The organism is Oscillibacter sp. UBA6647 (genome assembly GCA_002455655.1).
In the GTDB taxonomy this organism is placed as follows: Bacteria; Bacillota; Clostridia; order Oscillospirales; family Oscillospiraceae; genus Oscillibacter.
Map to the genome: position 1 here is coordinate 9,770 of DKLF01000011.1, position 17,343 is coordinate 27,112.

Here is a 17,343-nt window from a genome sequence, read left to right on the forward strand (position 1 = left end):
GCGTGGAGGCCAGAGGAGAGCTGCTGTATTCCTTCGGCGTGGAAAAGAAAAAGATTGCCCTTCCTACCATGTGTCAGGTGCTCAGCGAGAACCCCGCCAAGCTGTATGGCCTGTATCCCCGCAAGGGCGCTATCCGGGTGGGGAGCGACGCGGACATCGTGGTGTACGACCCCGGCGCAAGCCATGTCATCCGGGGGGAGGACAGCGTGAGTGCGGCGGGATATTCTCCCTACGATGGGGTTGTCACCTCCGGCGGCATCGCGCAGGTCTATCTGCGGGGCAGGCTGATGGCGGAGCTTGGCAGAATTCTGGTGGCGGAGCCTCACGGAAAATACATGGCCCGGGGAAAGAACTCCCTTTAAAAGATTTGAGCTTTTCGCCTGTGGGCGGGTGACTGTCAAGCAGGATTTAGACGAAACTAAAAATCGGGTCGGCTCCGGATGCGTGTTCGTATGCGGAGCCGACCGCAAAATAAGCCGGGGGAAATCAGGCGCACGGAAGCTGCCCCAACCCATCGGCAAACCAACATTCAGGAGGCGAACAGCGTGAACGACAATGTTTTTATGAAGCAGGCAATCGAGCTTTCCCGGCTGGCGGTGGAACACGGAAACGAGCCGTTTGGCGCGGTGCTGGTCAAAAACGGAGAAGTTGTGTATACGAACGAAAACCAGATTTACACGATGCACGACCCGTCCTTCCACGGAGAAGCCGGACTGATCCGGCGGTTTTGCGCGGAAACCGGGATTACGGACTTGACGGAATATACCATGTATTCAAGCTGCGAGCCTTGCTTTATGTGCAGCGGCGCCATGGTATGGGTGAAGCTTGGACGGCTGGTCTACGGGGCGAGCAACGATGACCTTGAGCGTATTTTGGGCAACGACGGCTGTGAATGCAGCCGGATGGTCTTTGAAAACTCGTTTCACAGTCCCAAGGTTACCTCCGGCGTTTTGCGGGAGGAGAGCCTTGCGGTGCTGGAAAGCTATTTTAAAAGCCACGCAAAAGGATAAGCGGGGTTTTGCATTTGTGGGAACTTTACAGCTCTATTAAAAAGAAGCGGTCGTCCGGTATCATACCGGACGACCGCCTTTTTGTTTCAAGCTTGATAAACGCATATCCGCAAAGCGGAAAGTGGCGTTCTGTTTACTTGAAATTTTCGATGATGTCCACCAGCTCCGCGCCGATGCGCTTCTGGGCTTCCTTGGTACCCGCGCCGATGTGGGGCGCGCAGGAAACAGCCGGATGGGACGCAAGCTCCCAATTGGGATTCTTTTCGTCCATCCACACGTCAAGGCCCGCCGCCTTCACCTTGCCGGAGTTCAGCGCGTCCAGCAGAGCGGCCTCGTCGATGTTGGACCCACGGGAGGTGTTGATAATCACCATGCCGTCCTTCATCTTGGCAATGCTCTCAGCATCCACCAGAGGCTTGTCACCGGCGGGGGCGCTGAGGGCAATCACGTCGGACTGGGAAATCAGCTCTTCCATGGAGACAAAGTGCATGGTTTCGCCCTCGCAGCCCTCGGGCTTGTTGCGGTGGACGGAGGACAGCACGTTCATGCCCAGCGCCTGGGCCTTTTCGCCGATCAGGCGGCCGATGCGGCCGTAGCCCACCACGCCCATGGTCTTGCCCTGAAGCTCAAAGCCCTTGGAATAGGCCTTTTTCTCCCACTTCTGCTCCCGCATGGTGTGGCCCGCCACGGAAAGGCTGCGGGCGCAGGCGAACAGCAGCGCGATGGCAAGTTCTGCCACGGCGTTGGAGGAAGCGCGAGGGGTGTTCATCACCTTGATGCCCGCCGCTTCGGCGTATTTCACGGCGATGTTGTCCACGCCCACACCGGCGCGGATAATCAGCTTGAGCTGGCTGCCCTTGGCAGCGTCGATCTGAGGCTCCTTAATCTTGGTGGCGCTGCGGATCACCACAATGTCAAACTCCCGCAGGGCCGTGCCCAACTGATCGGGCTCATAAAACTGCTCCACAACCTCAAAGCCGTCGCCGCGCAGCTGCGCAATGGCGCCTGCGTCCATGCCGTCGGTTACTAAGACTCTCATATTTTCACAGTCCCCTTTTCATCAATTTTCCGGCGCACCCCAGGGGCGCCATTTCGTCGGAAAAGCACATATCCATTGGGGGATGGATACCCGGCTGTTTGAATCAGGCGTTCTCCTGCTCGTACTTCTTCAGGAAGTCCACCAGTGCCTCGACGCCCTCCTTGGGCATGGCGTTGTAGATGGAGGCCCGCAGACCGCCAACGGACTTGTGGCCCTTCAGGTTGTCAAAGCCCGCGGCCTTGCTGGCAGCCACCACGGCGGCGTCCTGCTCCTTGCTGGGGGAGACGAAGGGCACGTTCATAAGAGAGCGGTCTTCCTTCTCCACGGGGGCGGTGAACAGCTTGCTCTGGTCCAGATAATCGTACAGCACCTTGGCCTTCTCCTGATTGCGCTGCTCCATGGCCTCCAGCCCGCCGTTTTTCAGCAGGTAGTTGAAGACCTTTCCGCAGCAGTAAATGGCCCAGCAGTTGGGGGTGTTGTACAGAGAGTCGTTGTCGGCGTGAATCTTATAATTGAGGTAGGTGGGAACCTTGGAATCCAGATCGTCGCGGATCAAATCCTCGCGGATGATGACCACGGCCATGCCCGCGGGGCCCACGTTTTTCTGCACGCCGGCCCAGATCATTCCGTAATCGGCCACATTGCAGGGGCGGGAGAGGAACATGGAGGACTGGTCGGACACCAGAACCTTGCCCTTGGTGTTGGGCAGCTTGTTATAGGTTAGGCCGTTGATGGTTTCGTTTTCGCAGATATAAACATAGTCCGCATTGTCGGGAATGTCCAGATCGGAGCAGTCCGGCACATAGGAGAAGTTCTTGTCGGCGGAGGAGGCAACCACCTTCACCTCGCCGAATTTCTTGGCCTCGGAAATCGCCTTCTTGGACCAGGCGCCGGTTTCCACATAGCAGCCCACGCCGCCCTTGAGCAGGTTCATGGCCACCATGGCAAACTGCAGCGTGCCGCCGCCCTGCACAAACAGAATCTTATAGTTGTCGGGAATGCCCATCAGCTTCTTCAGGTCATCCTTGGCAGCGGCCAGAATCTCTTCAAAAACCTTGGACCGGTGGCTCATCTCCATGACGCACATGCCGCTGCCGCGGTAGTTCATCATTTCGGCGGCGATCTCCTCCAGAACCGCTTCCGGCATCATAGCGGGGCCGGCGGAAAAATTGTAGGTACGTCCGTACTTCATCATCTGATCCTCCATATTATTCATATTATCGCGTTTTCAAATCCAGATATGCCATTTTGAATCTGACATATATCTGACACACAGTATACGATGTTTCAGAGGAATATTCAACCGTAAAGGGGGAGATTGCGGAAGCTAAAAAACCAAGGTGTTTTTATGAAAAAAGCCCAAAAACGATTACGTAATCTATATATTTGCCCATATTGGCCACAGGCGGGAAGGAAGACCGTCTGATGCCGCTATCTCGCGCGCATATTTCTCCGAAATTTATAGAATAACAGCTTTCACGATATTTTTGCACAGGGCTTTTTCCCATTCGGCAGATTTTTGATGCAAGCGGCCTTGTTAAGATATCTTAACATGTGCTATACTGTAAATAGCTATTTTTTAATAGAATCGAAGCAGGGGATTTTGACAATGAGTGAACAGAGAACAAAATTTTATCGGTTTTTATCCGACTTCAACCGCCTGAAATGGGGCATCGCGGTCAAGGCGCTGCTCACCGGCGCGGTGGCGGGGCTGATTACGGTGCTGTACCGTCTTTTGATCGAGCACGGGACCGCCTTTGCCGTGGCGTGCTACGCCTATTTTCGAGAGCACCCTGCATTTTTGATTCCGTGGGTGCTGGGGGCCGTGATAGCAGGGCTTGCAGTTGCCTGGCTTGTAAAGCTGGAGCCGTCCGCCGCCGGAAGCGGAATCCCGCAGGTGGAGGGGGCGGTGCTGCTGGGCATGGAGCTGAAGTGGCGCTCTGTTCTGGCTGTGCGGTTTGTGGCTGGGGGACTGTGCGGCCTCTTCGGCCTTTCTCTCGGGCGGGAAGGGCCCTCTATCCAGATCGGCGCGGCGGGCGCCAAGGCGGTGTCTGGCCTTTTGGGCAGGAGCAAGGTGGAGGAGAATTATCTCATCACCGGCGGCGCCGCCGCCGGACTTGCCGCCGCGTTCAACGCGCCGCTGTCCGGCGTGATTTTCGCGCTGGAGGAGGTACACCGCAATTTTTCCCCTACTATTATGCTCACGGCAACCGCCGCGTCGCTGGTTGCGGACTTTGTGTCAAAATACTTTTTCGGGCTGAAACCGGAGCTGCATTTCACCCAGATTCCCCAGATGCCAATTCACATGTATTTCTGGATGCTTCCGCTGGGGGCGCTGACGGGGGTTGTGGGAGGACTTCTCAACCGGGCGCTGCTGGCCGCAGGCCCGCTGTACGGAAAGCTGCTGCCCGCGCGGTGGAGGCCCGCTGCGGTGATGCTGCTGTCCATTCCCTGCGGGCTGTTTCTGCCGCTGACGCTGGGCGGCGGGCGTGACTTGATTGAGTTTGCCCAAACCGCCACCGGCGGCATATCGCTGCTGCTTGTCTTGCTGGCGGTAAAGTTTTTATTTACCTGTGCCAGCTTTGGAAGCGGTGTCCCCGGCGGTATTTTTATGCCCATCCTGGCGGTGGGGACCCTGACGGGAAGCGTGTTCGGCATCGCCTGCGTGGAGCTGGGGCTGTTTCCCGCGCAATACATCCCGGATTTCGCCGTGTGTGCCATGACGGCGGCGATGGCTGCGGCGGTGAAGGCTCCTATCACCGCCATTTTGCTTACGGTGGAGATGACCGGCACCTTGGTACATATGCTGCCGGTGGCCGCCTGTGCGTTTGCCGCGCTGCTGGTTTCCGACCTCATGAAGGTGGAGCCGATTTACGAGGCGCTGTTAAACCGGTCTGTGGCAAAGGAGCGCAAAGCCGAGACCGCTGCGGCCCCGGAGGGAAAGAATCTGATGGAGATCCCTGTGGAGCTGGGCTGCTGCGCGGCGGGGCGGCGGATTGACGAGATCGGCTGGCCTGTGGGCACGCTGATTGTCAGTCTCCTCAGGGGCAACCGGGACATGATCCCACGGGGCGAAACCACGCTGCTTCCTGGAGACTACCTTGTGGTACTCTATCCCCAGGGACAGGAGAAAGAGGTCCGCGCCGCTGTTACCGACCTTTGCCACGAGAAATTTTGAAAAACGGGACCCGGTCGAGACGTGTGGCCCTGACCGTGAGAAAACGCCCTTCGTACAATTTGTACGAAGGGCGTTTGTTTTGCCGACGGGGATCAGGAACTGCCGCACAGCGCCCGCTGGGCCGCAATGGTGCCCAAGGTATCCCCAAGCTGGGTCAGCACTGCGGCGCAGAAGGCCAGCTCGTCATCGTTCAGGGACCCGGCCATGCACACCGCAAGAGAGTTGATTGCCGTGGTCAGGGGTAGAGGGTCACAGCAGTTTTGATTCATAACATCACCCTGATGCAGGGTATGAAAAGAACGCGGCTTCCAGCACCGGAAACGCCTTTTTCAGGCCGGGAACCGCGCCTTTTGCGGATTGTCCGCCGCTTAAACGCCCATCAGGCGCTTTGCGGCCTTCACATTCCGATGCTCCATCTCCCGGAGCAGGGCCACGGCGGCCTCCTGCTCGCCCGGGCGCTCCGTCCGCTCCACGGCCCTGTCGATCATGGCGTGTAGCTGTTCGGGGGACGCCTCATCCAAGTCCACAAACAAGTCCTGCCCGATATAGCGCAGGAAGGAGGATACCTTGGGGTCGTAGACCACGCCCACGAGGGGAATCCCCTGTCCGGCCGCAAAAATCAGCGCGTGGAGCCGCATGGATACCACCACCTGCATCCGGGAGAGGGCGCCGATGATGGTGTCGGCCCGGCCCGCGTCGTTAAGGAAATAGTGGGGGACCGTAAGGCCCTGTGCGGCCAGTGCGGCCGCCAGAGGGTCCTGATGGGTTTCCACCGCCAAAAATACCGGGGTCAGCCCGTGGCGATTGTAGGCATACTCTGCGGCGGCGGCAAAAATGGGGGCCTTTTCCTCAAAGCCCTTCCACCGCCGCAGGGCAAAGCAGATATACCGCCCGTCCGTGGGAATCCCCGCCTGCAAAAGCACGCTGTCCGTCCTCTCCGGCGGGGCGCAGCCCAGAGTCAGGGCTGGGTCGGCGGTGAGAAGAATCATGGGTTTTGTCACGCCCATGGACGCAAGCTCCGCCTGAGAGTCCGGCTCTCGCAGCGTGATGACGTCGACGGAGGCGTTCAGCACCTTTGCCGCCATTTCCCGGTGGCTGGGGCGGGAGACGGGGCCGATGCCGCAGCCGTACATCTGCACCTTGCAGCCCAGACGTTTGGCGGTGGCGATGTTGTGCAGATAAAACCACAGGGACCGACGGGAGGTCACGTCCTGAATCAGGCTTCCCCCGCCGTTGATATACAGCTTGCTGTGACGCATGGCGGCGCGCCAGGCGGGATAGTTAAACCGCTGCACCGCCGGGACCCGATAGGCAAGGCGGGTTTCCGCCGGGTTTTTACTCAAAACCAGCACCGGCATATCCGGGTCGATGGCCCGCATCTCCTGCAAAATGGCCTCCAGAATCGCGTCGTCCCCGGCGTTGCCCCGTCCGTAGGCTCCGCAGATGACCACGCCGTCCCGGCCCGCTTTGGGGCGGTTGTGGCGGCGGATAATCTCCCCGTAAATGTGGAGCTGGGTATCCACCGTCTTCTGAATGGAAAACTGGGTGGACGCCTTTTCATACAGCCGCTCGCCCATGTCCCGGCGCAGATCGTCGTTCTCCGCCAGAGAGGCCAGCGCCGCGCCAAGGGCCTCGTCGTCCCCGGGCGTGAAAAGATAGCCGTTTACATCCGTGTCGATGAGGGCGGGAATGCCGCCCACGGCGGTGGCCACCGTGGCCAAGTGAAACCGGGCGCCCTCCGTCAGGGCATAGGGAAACGTCTCAGACACGGAGGTGAGGGCGTTGACGTCCAAAGCGCTGTAAAACCGGTCCATGCCGCCGGAAATCCAACCGGCAAAGCACACCTGCTCCCCAACGCCCAGCTCGTCCGCCAAAGCCTCCAGCTTCTGCCGCTCCTCGCCGTCTCCTGCGATCAGCAGGCGCAGTCGGCCGCACTTTGCGTGGGCCTTTGCAAAGCCCCGCACCAGCGTGGAGATGTCCTTCACAGGGTTCAACCGGGCGGCGATGCCCACCACCACACTGTCCTCCTCCGCGGCAAGGCCCAGCTCCCGCAGATAGGGAAGCCGATCCCCCTGCGGCGGGGCGGGGGTGAAGTCGATACCGTTGTAAATGGTGAAAAACCTGTCGGGGGGAAAGCCCCGGCGAATCAGCAGGTCCACCATCGCGTCGGACACGCCGATGCGATAGTCCAGCGTCCGCAGCGCCCGGGCGTTGATATTGCCGAAGGTGAGACGGCTGAAGGGCCTGCCCATGTAGTCCAGCTTATAGTCGCTGTGGACCGTGGAGCAGACGGGAAGGCCGGTGGTTCTGCGAAGCATGGCCCCCAGCAGATTGGCTCTGGCCCCATGGCAGTGGATGACCTGATATCCGCCCTCCCGGATATACTGCGTCAGGCGGTTGCGAATGCGCAGAATGTGGTTTCCCGACATAATCTCCGTGGGAATCCCAAGCGCCCGGGCCTCTTCTGCGAAGGGCCCGTCCCGGAAGCAGACCAACTGGGCCGTGATGGTTTCGTTCAGATGGCGCAGAAGACTCAGAACGTGGGTTTTGGCCCCGCCGGAATCGCCGCCGCTGATGAGATGGATGACTTTCATAGCGCTCCCTCTTTTGAAAAACGCCCGTGGGGCGTGAAATCCCTCTTGTACAAACTCGAAAAATATTATACAATAGCCAAGGTTCGAAAGCAAGGAGCAAGAGACGAACGGAGGCGCATTGATGGAAAATGACCGCAATAATTGTAAAATCAGAGTGGCTACCCCGGAGGACGCGGAGGCGCTTGTGGGTATATACGCGCCCTACGTGGAAAAGACGGCCATTACCTTTGAATATGATGTGCCTAGCGTCAGAGAGTTTGCCGGGCGCATTGAAGAAATTCTGAAGCGGTATCCTTACCTCGTGGCGGAGGAGGACGGCGAAATTCTGGGCTATGCCTGCGCTCATGCGTTTCATGAGCGGGCGGCTTTCGGCTGGGCGGTGGAAACCACGGTGTACATCGCGGAGAAGGCGAAGCGCCGGGGCCTTGGAAAGCGGCTTTACGACGCGCTGGAGCAGGCGCTGGCGGCCCAGAACATTTTAAATCTCTACGCCTCTATCGCCTATCCCACCGGGGAGGACCCGCATTTGACCCGGGACAGCGTGGAATTTCACCAGCGTCTCGGATACAAGCTGGTGGGGCATTTTTCCCAGTGCGGCTATAAGTTTGACCGCTGGTACGACTCGGTGTGGATGGAAAAGCACCTCGGACCCCACACGGCAGACCAGATCGCGGTGAAGCCCTTTGACGCGGAGAATTTTTCGTATCTCTGATTTCCATGCGGCGGATGATCGGTGCGGTAAAAGCGGCCCGGCTCGGCGTTTATTTGAAAAACCCGCGCTGGGAGCGCGGTCCGGCACGGACAAGCCAAAGCCGGAAAACACAATTTACTTGGAGGTTGACAGATGGAGCGGTCCAAAAAGAAATTTAACGTGATTGACGTGATTGCGGTCCTTTTACTTCTGGCGGTGGCGGTGTTTGTGGGAAGCAAGCTGATTCATCGCGGCAGCGGCGGTTCCGGCGGGGAGACCAAGACGGTCCGTGTGACCTACGTGGTCAAGGCCGAGGGCGTGGACAACGCCCTCTATGAAAATTCGCTGGAGCACATCCCTTCCAGACTGATGGCCTCCGGGAAGTTGCTGGACGGGCAGATTGATTCCGTTGAGCAGGAGCCTTACTATGCGCTGGACGAAAACGGAAACTGGGTGGAGGACCCCTATCACAAAAACCTGTACTTCACTGCCAGCATCAACGTGCCGGACGCGGCGGTCCAGACCACCAAGGTGGGCGATCAGGAGGTCCGGGTGGGAAAGACGGATTACGTGTTGAAAAGTGAGTACATTGAGTTCAGCGAAGTGACCATCGTGGATGTGGCTTGGGGAGAGTAAGCTTCGGAGGGAACCGAAGGCTATAACAGGAGGATGTTTTCATGCTTCAGGATATCGCGCCCCACAGCTTTCACAATGAATTTAAGGTTCCGCCCCCGCCGCCATCCGGCGGCGATTCGGCGGTTCTGTTTCACAAAGGGTCCGTGCTGCTGACGGGGGAGGGGGGCTTTCCCACGGTGGGGGAGGTACTGGCGCTGGGCGCGGAAGAGGAGAAGCTGATCTATCTCTTCTCCGTGGACGAGCAGCGATTTTACCTGCTGGAGGAGCTGCTCGAGGGCGTTTGCGCCGGGCTGCGGGCGACGCCCACGGCGGCGTTTCGCCGCATGGAGCCGCCGTTTCTCCGTCTTGTGGGGGCCACGGCGATGCACCTTGCAAATTGGTACCGCGCCAATCGCTTCTGCGGCTTCTGCGGTGCGCCCACGGTCCGGGACGACAAGGAGCGGGCCATGCGCTGCTCCAATTGCGGTGCGCTGGTGTATCCCCGCATCAATCCCGCGGTGGTGGTGGCCGTGCGAAACGGGGATAGGCTGCTGCTGATCCGCTACGCCGACCGGCCCATGGTGGCGCAGTACGCCCTGATCGCCGGATTTACAGAGATTGGGGAAACCATGGCTGAGACTGCCCGCCGGGAGGTCATGGAGGAAGTGGGCCTGCGGGTGAAAAACGTGCGGTACCATGCCGACCAGCCTTGGGGCTTTGCGAGTAACCAAATGGTGGGCTTCTGGGCAGAGCTGGACGGGGACGACACCGTCACGCTGGATACCCGGGAGGTGAAGGAGGCCGTCTGGCTGCGCCGGGAGGAGATTCCCGAAAGCGATGGCCCCATTGATTTGACACATACCATGACGGAGCTGTTTCGTCTGGGAAAGGACCCCCGCTGACGGTACTTACATTGCATTGGCGAAGCCTTTTTCTTTTCCGCAAAAGTCTGCATCCGCCGGTGCGGGGTGTTAAAAAAGAAACAGGAGCGTCTCTCCCGGAGGAGAGACGCTCCTGCTTTTTTGCACTGTTGCGGTGTACTGGGACGAAACTTCCCGGAGAACCTCCTCAGGCCAGCTCCGCCTGCCCGGTGTAGAGCCGGTAGTAGCGGCCCTTCTGGTCCAGCAGGTCGTTGTGTCCGCCCCGCTCGATGATTTCGCCCTGCTCCAGCACCAGAATGGCCTGAGAGTTGCGGACGGTGGAAAGGCGGTGGGCGATGACAAACACTGTGCGCCCCGCCATCAACTGGTCCATGCCCTTTTCAATGAGTTTTTCCGTCCGGGTATCGATGGAACTGGTGGCTTCGTCCAGAATCAGCACCGGCGGGTTGGACAGCGCCGCTCGTGCGATGTTTAAAAGCTGCCGCTCGCCTTGACTGAGACTGCCGCCGTCCCCGGAGAGGACGGTTGCGTAGCCCTGCGGCAGGTGGCGGATAAAGCCGTCGGCGTTTGCAAGCTTTGCCGCGGCTTCCACCTCCTCGTCCGTGGCGTCCAGCCTGCCGTACCGGATGTTGTCCGCCACGGTGCCACTGAACAGGTGGGTGTCCTGCAAGACAACGCCAAGGGATTTGCGCAGAGAGTCCTTTTCAATTTCCCGGATGTCGATGCCGTCGTAGGTGATGGTTCCGCCGTCAATCTCGTAAAACCGGTTGATGAGGTTCGTAATGGTGGTTTTGCCCGCGCCGGTGGAACCGACCAGCGCAATTTTCTGCCCCGGCTCGGCGTAGAGGGAGATGCCGTTCAATATGGTCTTGCTCCCGTCGTAGCTGAAGACCACATGGTCGAACCGCACGTCGCCCTGAATGGGAATCAGCGTGCAGTCGGGCTTTTTCCAGGCCCAGGCGCCGGTTTCAATGTCGGTTTCCTCAATGCGGCCTCCGGAAAGGCATTTTGCCCGAACTAAGGTGACTTTGCCGGAATTTTGCTCCGGCTCCGTCTCCATGACCTCGAAAATGCGCTCCGCGCCCGCCACCGCCGCCAGAAGGACATTCACCTGCTGGGACACCTGACTGACGGGCTGGGACACCTGCCGGGTGTACTGCAAAAAGGCGGCAAGCCCTCCCAGATCGCCGCTGCGGATGGCCAGAAGCGCTCCTGCCATGCAGGTGACGGCATAGTTTAAATAGCTGAGGTTGCCCATCACGGGCATCATGGCCCCGGCAAAGGTCTGTGCGTTGGTGGCCGCCTGCCGGTAGGTTTCGTTCCGCTCCCGGAAGCCTTTGATTGCGGCGGACTCGTGGTTGAAGACCTTGATGACCTTCTGGCCCTCGGTCATCTCCTCGATATAGCCGTTTACCGCGCCGATGGCCTTTTGCTGGGCAGTGAAGCTTTTGCGGCTCCGTCCACCAATGCCCCGCACTGCCGCCAGCATCACTGCCAGCACGGCAAAGGTAATACACGTCAGAAGGGGACTGATATAGAGCATCATGGCAAGGGTCCCCAAAAAGGTGGCTGCGGAAGAGATCAGGGAAGCAAAGGAGTTGTTGATGGCCTCGCTCACGTTGTCAATGTCGTTGGTAAAGCGGCTCATCAGCTCGCCGTGGGTGTGGGCGTCGAAATACTTCAGGGGCAGGGTTTGCAGCTTTGCAAACAAATCCCGCCGCAGGGCGGCCACGGTGCTTTGGGAGATCCGGACCATCATCCGGGCATAGGCAAAGCTCAATCCCGCGCCGAGAAGATAGATTCCCCCCATCACGGCCAGCATTTTTGCAAGGCCGGGAAAGTTGCCCGGAAGAATATAGTCGTTGATCAGCGGGCGCATCAGATAGGACCCGCCCACGCTGCATGCCGCGCTGAGGAGGATGCAAACCGCCACTACCGCCAGCCGGAGTTTATAGCGGCCAAGATAGGCCATCAGCTTTCCTACGGTACCCCGCAGGTTTTTTGGTTTTTGATAGCCGCCCTGATTGGGTCCGCCCCGGGGGACGGGGGCACGATTCGCGCCGTTTCTTTGTTCAGCCACTGATACTCACTCCTTCCTGCTGGGACAGATACACGTCCTGATAAATTTCGCAGTTCTTCATCAATTCCTCATGGGAACCCTGCGCCACAACCCGGCCCTTATCCAGCACCAGAATCAAATCCGCGTCCGCAATGGAGGAAATCCGCTGTGCGATAATCAGCTTTGTGGTGCCCGGTAGGTCTCGGCGGAAGGCCTCGCGGATTTTTGCATCCGTGGCGGTGTCCACGGCGCTGGTGGAATCGTCCAGAATCAAAATTTTCGGTTGCTTCAAAATGGCCCGGGCAATGCACAGCCGCTGCTTCTGCCCGCCGGAGACGTTTACGCCGCCCTGTCCAAGGTCGGTGTCCAGCCCCTCGGGCATCCGGTCGAGAAATTCGTCCGCGCAGGCGGAGCGGCAGGCGGCAAGAAGCTGGTCCTCCGTGGCATCGGGATTGCCCCAGAGAAGGTTTTCCCGGATGGTACCGGAGAAGAGGGTGTTCTTTTGCAGCACCACGGACACCGCGTCCCGCAGGTGCTCCATGGTGTAATCCGCCACGGGGCGGCCCCCAACAAGAACGGAACCCTTCTGCGCCTCGTACAGCCGGGGAATCAGCGACACGAGAGTGGATTTTCCGCTGCCGGTGCCTCCCAGAATGCCCACGGTAGACCCGGCGGGGATGTGAAGACTCACATCTTCGAGTACCCACCCGGCACTCTCGCCGTTGTACCGGAAGCTTACATTTTCAAAATCCACGGAGCCGGATTTCACCGCCACGCCGTTTTTGGCCTGCGCGTCGGTGACGGAGGGGACCTCGTCCAGCACCTCGCAGATGCGCTTTGCGCAGGCGATGGAGCGGGACATCATCATAAAAATCATGGAAACCATCATCAGGGAAATCAAAATTTCCGTGATGTAGGAGAAAAATGCGGTGAGGCCGCCTACCTCCATGGTTCCGGCGAAAACCATTTTTCCGCCGAACCACATGACGGCGATAATGGTTCCGTAGATAATCAGCATCATCACGGGCATGTTTACCACCACCGCGCCAAAGGCCTTTTCGGAGGTTTCCCGCAGGCTGTTGTTCCGTTTGGAGAATTTCTCCTTCTCATGCTCTTCACGGACAAAGGACTTTACCACCCGGATGCCGGTGAGGTTTTCCTGCACCACCAGGTTCACATCGTCGGTTTTCTCCTGAAGCAGCCGGAACAGAGGGCCAACCTTTGTCATCAGCAGCACCACGAAGATTACAAGCAGGGGAATCGCACCCAGAAACACGCGGGAGAGCTGGCTGCTCAGCCGCACGGCCAGCACCAGCGCCGCCACCAGCATCACCGGCGCCCGAACCAGCAGCCGCATGCTCATCATCAGCGTCATTTCCAAAACCCGCACGTCGCTGGTCAGGCGTGTCACAAGCGACGCGGTGGAAAACTTTTCGATGTTGGAAAAGGAAAAGCCCTGCACCCGGGCATATTCCGCTGTCCGAAGGTTTGCACCGAAGCCCATGCCCGCCCGGGCGGAGGACGCGGCGCTGCCAAGGCCGAAGGCCATGGCCACCACCGCCAGAACCACCATGAGAAGGCCCTTGCGCACAATGAAGCCCGTGTCGGCGTTGGCAACGCCGATGTCCACGATGTCGGCCATCACCAGCGGGATGAGAAGCTGGAAGATGGCGTCCATGGCAGAGCAGGCGATACCCAGCGCAATCCATGGCCGATAGCCCTTGGTATATGGCAGGAGTTTTTTCAGCATTTTTTCCGGTCCTCCTCTAAACTTTGAATCATGCGATTGACAAGGGTGTGAAACTGGCTCAGCTCTTCGGCGGTAAAAGCGGATTCCAAAAGGCGCTCCGTTTCCCGCATTTCCTGATGCAGCTGCTCCAGCCGCGCCCGCCCCGTCTGCGTTAGGGCCACAAGCCGGCGGCGTGCATCCGCTTCGTCGGCGCTGCGCACAATCAGCTCCCGTTCCACCATGCGGTCCACAATGCCGTTGACGGTGGAGGGCTTTACCCTCAGATGCTCGCCCAGTGCCTGCTGGGTGGATTTGCCGCTCTGATGGGCAAGATATACCATGACGTGGGCCTGAAGGGGCGTCACATCGTATTTCGCCATGCGCGCGTCCGCCCGCTCCCGAAACAAATGGGCTGCGCAGCCGATGGACCGCCCGAGAGATTTCATATCTTCCATACTGCCGGCTCCTTTCTAAATATATTACGCAGGCTAATTATTAGCGTGCTAAACAATAACACGCTTTGGAAAAGTTGTCAATACGCAATTTTGAATTTTATTTGAACGTATTGTGAACAAATTTTGAAAAAATGCAACGTTTGTAAACAAACTATGAAAGGTGCCTTGGGGCCGTTGACATTTCTCCGGCCCGACGTTATTATGAACACATCAAGCGGAACACTTGATACATTTCTCCAATTTCTCCCTCTCCTTTCTCTATACCATACAGGCAAAGCGGACGGCTGGCAGGCCGTCCGCTTTGTCGTATTCCGCCACAAAAGGCCCGGCGCAAGCCGGGCCTTTTTGGTGGGCCGCCATTCAGATTACATAGTTGCCGCCGGTATCGGAGGCTGTCAAATCCGCCACGGTGATATTGTCAAGATAGTCGCGGATCACCTTGTCCAGCCCGCGCCACATGGGAAGCGTCCGGCACTCCGCCATTCTGGGGCAGGACACAGACTCCCCCTCCAAGCAGGCAACGGGAGCCAGAGATTCCTCCGTCAGGCGCAGAACGACCCCCACAGAATACTCCTCGGGAGACTTTGTCAGGCGATATCCGCCGCCTTTGCCTCGCAGACCGGTCAAAAGCTTCCCCTTGACCAGAAGCTTGATGATGCTTTCCAGATATTTCTCTGAGATATCCTGCCGCTCCGCAACCTCCTTCAGGGGGACATAGCCCTCCGTCCGGTGCTCGGCCAAATCAATCATCACCCGCAGGGCATAGCGGCCCTTTGTTGAAATCAGCATATAAAACTCCTCCAGATGTGTTAAACCTATTATATAATATGGTTAGTGGGGAATCAACTGAAAGCTTTGGAAATTTTTTTTGCTCTGCCTATTGACAAACTCAAGAAGAATGCTTATAATCCATATTAACCTACTTGAAAGGTTGGTAATGATATATGGATTTCATGCTGTCTCTGCCCATTGGCTTTCGATGTTACCCCGTTTCCCGCACCCGGAGGGAAGCGTCCTGCTGAACCACATAAACAACATTGAATGAATTATAGGAGGAACAGACTATGAGCAATATTTATACTTCCGCCGATCAACTGATCGGAAAGACCCCGCTGCTGGAACTGAGCCATATTGAGAAGGAGGAAGGACTGGAGACCCGGATTCTGGGCAAGCTGGAATACTTCAATCCCGCGGGCAGTGTGAAGGACCGCATCGCAAAGGCCATGATCGACGATGCGGAGGCCAGTGGCAAGCTGAAGCCCGGCTCCGTCATCATCGAGCCTACCTCCGGCAACACCGGCATCGGCCTTGCCTCCGTGGCGGCCGCCCGGGGCTATCGCATTATCATTGTCATGCCGGAAACCATGAGCGTGGAGCGCCGCCAGTTGATGAAGGCCTATGGCGCGGAGCTGGTGCTTACCGAAGGGGCAAAGGGCATGAAGGGCGCCATCGCCAAGGCGGAGGAGCTGGCGGCGGAAACGCCGGACAGCTTCATTCCCGGCCAGTTTGTCAACCCCGCCAACCCGGCGGTTCATAAGGCGACCACCGGCCCGGAAATCTGGGAGGACACCGACGGGAAGGTGGATATCTTCGTGGCGGGCGTCGGCACCGGCGGCACTGTCACCGGCGTGGGCGAATATCTCCGCGAGAAGAACCCCAATGTGAAAATCGTGGCTGTGGAGCCTGCGGCCTCTCCCGTGCTGAGCGGCGGCGCGCCGGGAAGTCACAAAATTCAAGGCATTGGCGCGGGCTTTGTTCCCGATGTGCTGGATACCAAGATTTATGACGAAGTCATTCCGGTGGAGAACGACGACGCCTTTGCCGAGGGCAGAAGAATCGGAAGAGCCGAAGGTGTTCTGGTGGGGATTTCCTCCGGAGCTGCCGTGTGGGCCGCCGTGCAGCTTGCAAAGCGTCCGGAGAATAAGGGGAAGACCATTGTGGCCCTGTTGCCCGACACCGGCGACCGCTATCTCTCCACTCCGCTGTTTGCAGAATAAATGGCCTTGTCCGGGGCCGCCGCCATGCGCGGCGGCCCCGGACTTTTTGTGCGTCTGCCCGGTCTTTTCGCAAGAGCCCCACGGTGGATGTACCGTCGGCATAAACGACGGGGTGTTCGCAAAAACTTCACAGGTGTGGACTTGCAAAATTCCACATTTATGATAAGATAGACAGAACAAACTGCCGGTTGCGGAGATGCGCCGGTGAAAATCTGTCATCAGGAGGTGGGACCATGGAGATTCATGAGTCGGCGGAGGACTATTTGGAGTCCATATTGGTCGTGCAGGAGAGATTGGGGTCCGTGCGCTCCATTGACATTGTGAACGATTTGGGCTATTCCAAGCCCAGCGTCAGCATTGCCATGAAAAAGCTGCGGGAAAACGGTTACATCTCCATGGCGGAGGACGGAACCATTACGCTGAGCGATACCGGCATGGAGATTGCCTCCCGGGTTTACCGGCGGCACAGAACGCTGACGGAGCTGTTTACGTTTTTGGGCGTGCCCGCTGAGATTGCCGCGGAGGATGCCTGCCGGGTGGAGCACGATCTCCACGAGGAGACGTTCGCCCGGGTCAAGGAGTTTTTGGAGAGGGCCAAATCAGACAAAGGCTCCGTCTGAGGGCGCAGGGCCTGCGGGGACCGGACAAGGAGAGAGAAATGGATTACGCGAAGGAATCCCTTCGGCTCCACGGGGAGTGGAAGGGAAAAATTGAGGTGGTGGCCGCTGTTCCGGTGGCCACGCGGGAGGACCTGTCGCTGGCCTATACCCCCGGCGTGGCCCAGCCCTGCCTGGAGATTCAGAAGAATCCGGACAAGAGCTATGAACTGACCCGGCGGCACAATCTGTGTCTGGTGGTCACGGACGGCAGCGCCGTGCTGGGGCTGGGGGACATCGGCCCGGAGGCGGGCATGCCCGTAATGGAGGGCAAGTGCGTGCTGTTTAAGGCCTTTGGCGGGGTGGACGCATTCCCTCTGTGCGTGAAAAGCCACGATGTGGACGAGTTCGTCAATACCGTGTATCAGATTTCCGGCAGCTTCGGCGGCGTAAATCTGGAGGATATCGCCGCGCCCCGATGCTTTGAAATTGAGCGGAA

General features: G+C 58.6%; 16 protein-coding genes and 1 pseudogene. 9 read left to right on the plus strand and 8 right to left on the minus strand.

From position 1 onward, the window contains the following. Positions 1 to 362: amidohydrolase family protein (locus B2W96_RS00935; protein WP_293007628.1), on the plus strand; the 362-nt coding region annotated here is incomplete at its 5' end. Positions 363 to 545: 183 nt separating this feature from the next. Beyond that, on the plus strand, positions 546 to 1,010 hold the full coding sequence (locus B2W96_RS00940; protein WP_293007630.1) for a nucleoside deaminase: 465 nt from the start codon (positions 546 to 548) through the stop codon (positions 1,008 to 1,010). A gap of 133 nt (positions 1,011 to 1,143) precedes the next feature. On the opposite strand, the gene B2W96_RS00945 is transcribed toward B2W96_RS00940, so the two are convergent. Then, the gene (locus B2W96_RS00945) at positions 1,144 to 2,049 is read right to left on the minus strand and encodes an NAD(P)-dependent oxidoreductase (RefSeq protein ID WP_293007632.1); all 906 of its coding nucleotides are present in this window, start codon (positions 2,047 to 2,049) and stop codon (positions 1,144 to 1,146) included. A gap of 103 nt (positions 2,050 to 2,152) precedes the next feature. Further along, positions 2,153 to 3,244 (minus strand): 3-phosphoserine/phosphohydroxythreonine transaminase, encoded by a 1,092-nt coding sequence (gene serC, locus B2W96_RS00950; protein ID WP_293007634.1) that lies wholly within the window; start codon positions 3,242 to 3,244, stop codon positions 2,153 to 2,155. Between the two features lie 414 nt (positions 3,245 to 3,658). Between serC and B2W96_RS00955 the strand changes: the two genes are divergently transcribed. Then, entirely contained in the window at positions 3,659 to 5,227 is a 1,569-nt protein-coding gene (locus tag B2W96_RS00955; RefSeq protein WP_293007636.1) for a ClC family H(+)/Cl(-) exchange transporter, read from the plus strand. 92 nt (positions 5,228 to 5,319) lie between these two features. Here B2W96_RS00955 and B2W96_RS00960 read toward each other — a convergent pair whose 3' ends face one another. Together B2W96_RS00960 and csaB are read right to left on the minus strand one after the other, a co-directional pair. Then, entirely contained in the window at positions 5,320 to 5,496 is a 177-nt protein-coding gene (locus B2W96_RS00960) for a DUF6774 domain-containing protein (protein ID WP_293007638.1), read from the minus strand. 99 nt (positions 5,497 to 5,595) lie between these two features. After that, positions 5,596 to 7,821, minus strand: a complete 2,226-nt coding sequence (gene csaB, locus B2W96_RS00965) for a polysaccharide pyruvyl transferase CsaB (protein WP_293007640.1) — start codon at positions 7,819 to 7,821, stop codon at positions 5,596 to 5,598. A 121-nt stretch (positions 7,822 to 7,942) separates the two neighbouring features. On the opposite strand from csaB, the gene B2W96_RS00970 reads away from it, so the two are divergent. The 3 genes from B2W96_RS00970 (at position 7,943) to nudC (ending at position 10,029) form a co-directional block, all read left to right on the plus strand. Then, positions 7,943 to 8,533 (plus strand): GNAT family N-acetyltransferase, encoded by a 591-nt coding sequence (locus B2W96_RS00970; RefSeq protein ID WP_293007642.1) that lies wholly within the window; start codon positions 7,943 to 7,945, stop codon positions 8,531 to 8,533. A gap of 132 nt (positions 8,534 to 8,665) precedes the next feature. Next, positions 8,666 to 9,148: a DUF4330 family protein gene (locus B2W96_RS00975; protein ID WP_293007644.1), complete on the plus strand. Its 483-nt coding sequence runs from the start codon at positions 8,666 to 8,668 to the stop codon at positions 9,146 to 9,148. A 41-nt stretch (positions 9,149 to 9,189) separates the two neighbouring features. Further along, entirely contained in the window at positions 9,190 to 10,029 is an 840-nt protein-coding gene (gene nudC, locus B2W96_RS00980; protein ID WP_293007646.1) for an NAD(+) diphosphatase, read from the plus strand. 166 nt (positions 10,030 to 10,195) lie between these two features. On the opposite strand, the gene B2W96_RS00985 is transcribed toward nudC, so the two are convergent. The 4 genes from B2W96_RS00985 to B2W96_RS01000 form a co-directional block, all read right to left on the minus strand. Then, the gene (locus tag B2W96_RS00985; protein ID WP_293007660.1) at positions 10,196 to 11,980 is read right to left on the minus strand and encodes an ABC transporter ATP-binding protein; all 1,785 of its coding nucleotides are present in this window, start codon (positions 11,978 to 11,980) and stop codon (positions 10,196 to 10,198) included. Between the two features lie 100 nt (positions 11,981 to 12,080). Beyond that, positions 12,081 to 13,817 carry an ABC transporter ATP-binding protein gene (locus B2W96_RS00990; RefSeq protein ID WP_293007648.1) on the minus strand — a complete coding sequence of 579 codons (1,737 nt, stop codon included), beginning with the start codon at positions 13,815 to 13,817 and terminating at the stop codon, positions 12,081 to 12,083. Next, a complete protein-coding gene (locus B2W96_RS00995) occupies positions 13,811 to 14,251 on the minus strand; it encodes a MarR family winged helix-turn-helix transcriptional regulator (protein ID WP_293007650.1) in 441 nt (146 codons plus the stop codon). The genes B2W96_RS00990 and B2W96_RS00995 overlap by 7 nt, the downstream gene beginning before the upstream one ends. A 360-nt stretch (positions 14,252 to 14,611) precedes the next feature. Next, positions 14,612 to 15,040 carry an RrF2 family transcriptional regulator gene (locus B2W96_RS01000; protein ID WP_293007652.1) on the minus strand — a complete coding sequence of 143 codons (429 nt, stop codon included), beginning with the start codon at positions 15,038 to 15,040 and terminating at the stop codon, positions 14,612 to 14,614. 275 nt (positions 15,041 to 15,315) lie between these two features. Between B2W96_RS01000 and cysK the strand changes: the two genes are divergently transcribed. The 3 genes and pseudogenes from cysK to B2W96_RS01015 all read left to right on the plus strand — a co-directional run. Further along, positions 15,316 to 16,248 (plus strand): cysteine synthase A, encoded by a 933-nt coding sequence (cysK, locus tag B2W96_RS01005; protein WP_293007654.1) that lies wholly within the window; start codon positions 15,316 to 15,318, stop codon positions 16,246 to 16,248. Positions 16,249 to 16,481: 233 nt separating this feature from the next. Continuing rightward, a complete protein-coding gene (locus B2W96_RS01010) occupies positions 16,482 to 16,868 on the plus strand; it encodes a metal-dependent transcriptional regulator (protein ID WP_293007656.1) in 387 nt (128 codons plus the stop codon). Between the two features lie 38 nt (positions 16,869 to 16,906). Then, a pseudogene (locus tag B2W96_RS01015) lies at positions 16,907 to 17,343 on the plus strand (NAD-dependent malic enzyme); the annotation flags it as partial.

Coding starts and splice junctions, on each gene's coding strand:
- B2W96_RS00945 (WP_293007632.1), bottom strand. CDS start 2,049: ATGAGAGTCTTAGTAACCGACGGCATGGACGCAGGCGCCATTGCGCAG.
- serC (WP_293007634.1), bottom strand. CDS start 3,244: ATGATGAAGTACGGACGTACCTACAATTTTTCCGCCGGCCCCGCTATG.
- B2W96_RS00955 (WP_293007636.1), top strand. CDS start 3,659: ATGAGTGAACAGAGAACAAAATTTTATCGGTTTTTATCCGACTTCAAC.
- B2W96_RS00960 (WP_293007638.1), bottom strand. CDS start 5,496: ATGAATCAAAACTGCTGTGACCCTCTACCCCTGACCACGGCAATCAAC.
- csaB (WP_293007640.1), bottom strand. CDS start 7,821: ATGAAAGTCATCCATCTCATCAGCGGCGGCGATTCCGGCGGGGCCAAA.
- B2W96_RS00970 (WP_293007642.1), top strand. CDS start 7,943: ATGGAAAATGACCGCAATAATTGTAAAATCAGAGTGGCTACCCCGGAG.
- B2W96_RS00975 (WP_293007644.1), top strand. CDS start 8,666: ATGGAGCGGTCCAAAAAGAAATTTAACGTGATTGACGTGATTGCGGTC.
- nudC (WP_293007646.1), top strand. CDS start 9,190: ATGCTTCAGGATATCGCGCCCCACAGCTTTCACAATGAATTTAAGGTT.
- B2W96_RS00985 (WP_293007660.1), bottom strand. CDS start 11,980: ATGGCCTATCTTGGCCGCTATAAACTCCGGCTGGCGGTAGTGGCGGTT.
- B2W96_RS00990 (WP_293007648.1), bottom strand. CDS start 13,817: ATGCTGAAAAAACTCCTGCCATATACCAAGGGCTATCGGCCATGGATT.
- B2W96_RS00995 (WP_293007650.1), bottom strand. CDS start 14,251: ATGGAAGATATGAAATCTCTCGGGCGGTCCATCGGCTGCGCAGCCCAT.
- B2W96_RS01000 (WP_293007652.1), bottom strand. CDS start 15,040: ATGCTGATTTCAACAAAGGGCCGCTATGCCCTGCGGGTGATGATTGAT.
- cysK (WP_293007654.1), top strand. CDS start 15,316: ATGAGCAATATTTATACTTCCGCCGATCAACTGATCGGAAAGACCCCG.
- B2W96_RS01010 (WP_293007656.1), top strand. CDS start 16,482: ATGGAGATTCATGAGTCGGCGGAGGACTATTTGGAGTCCATATTGGTC.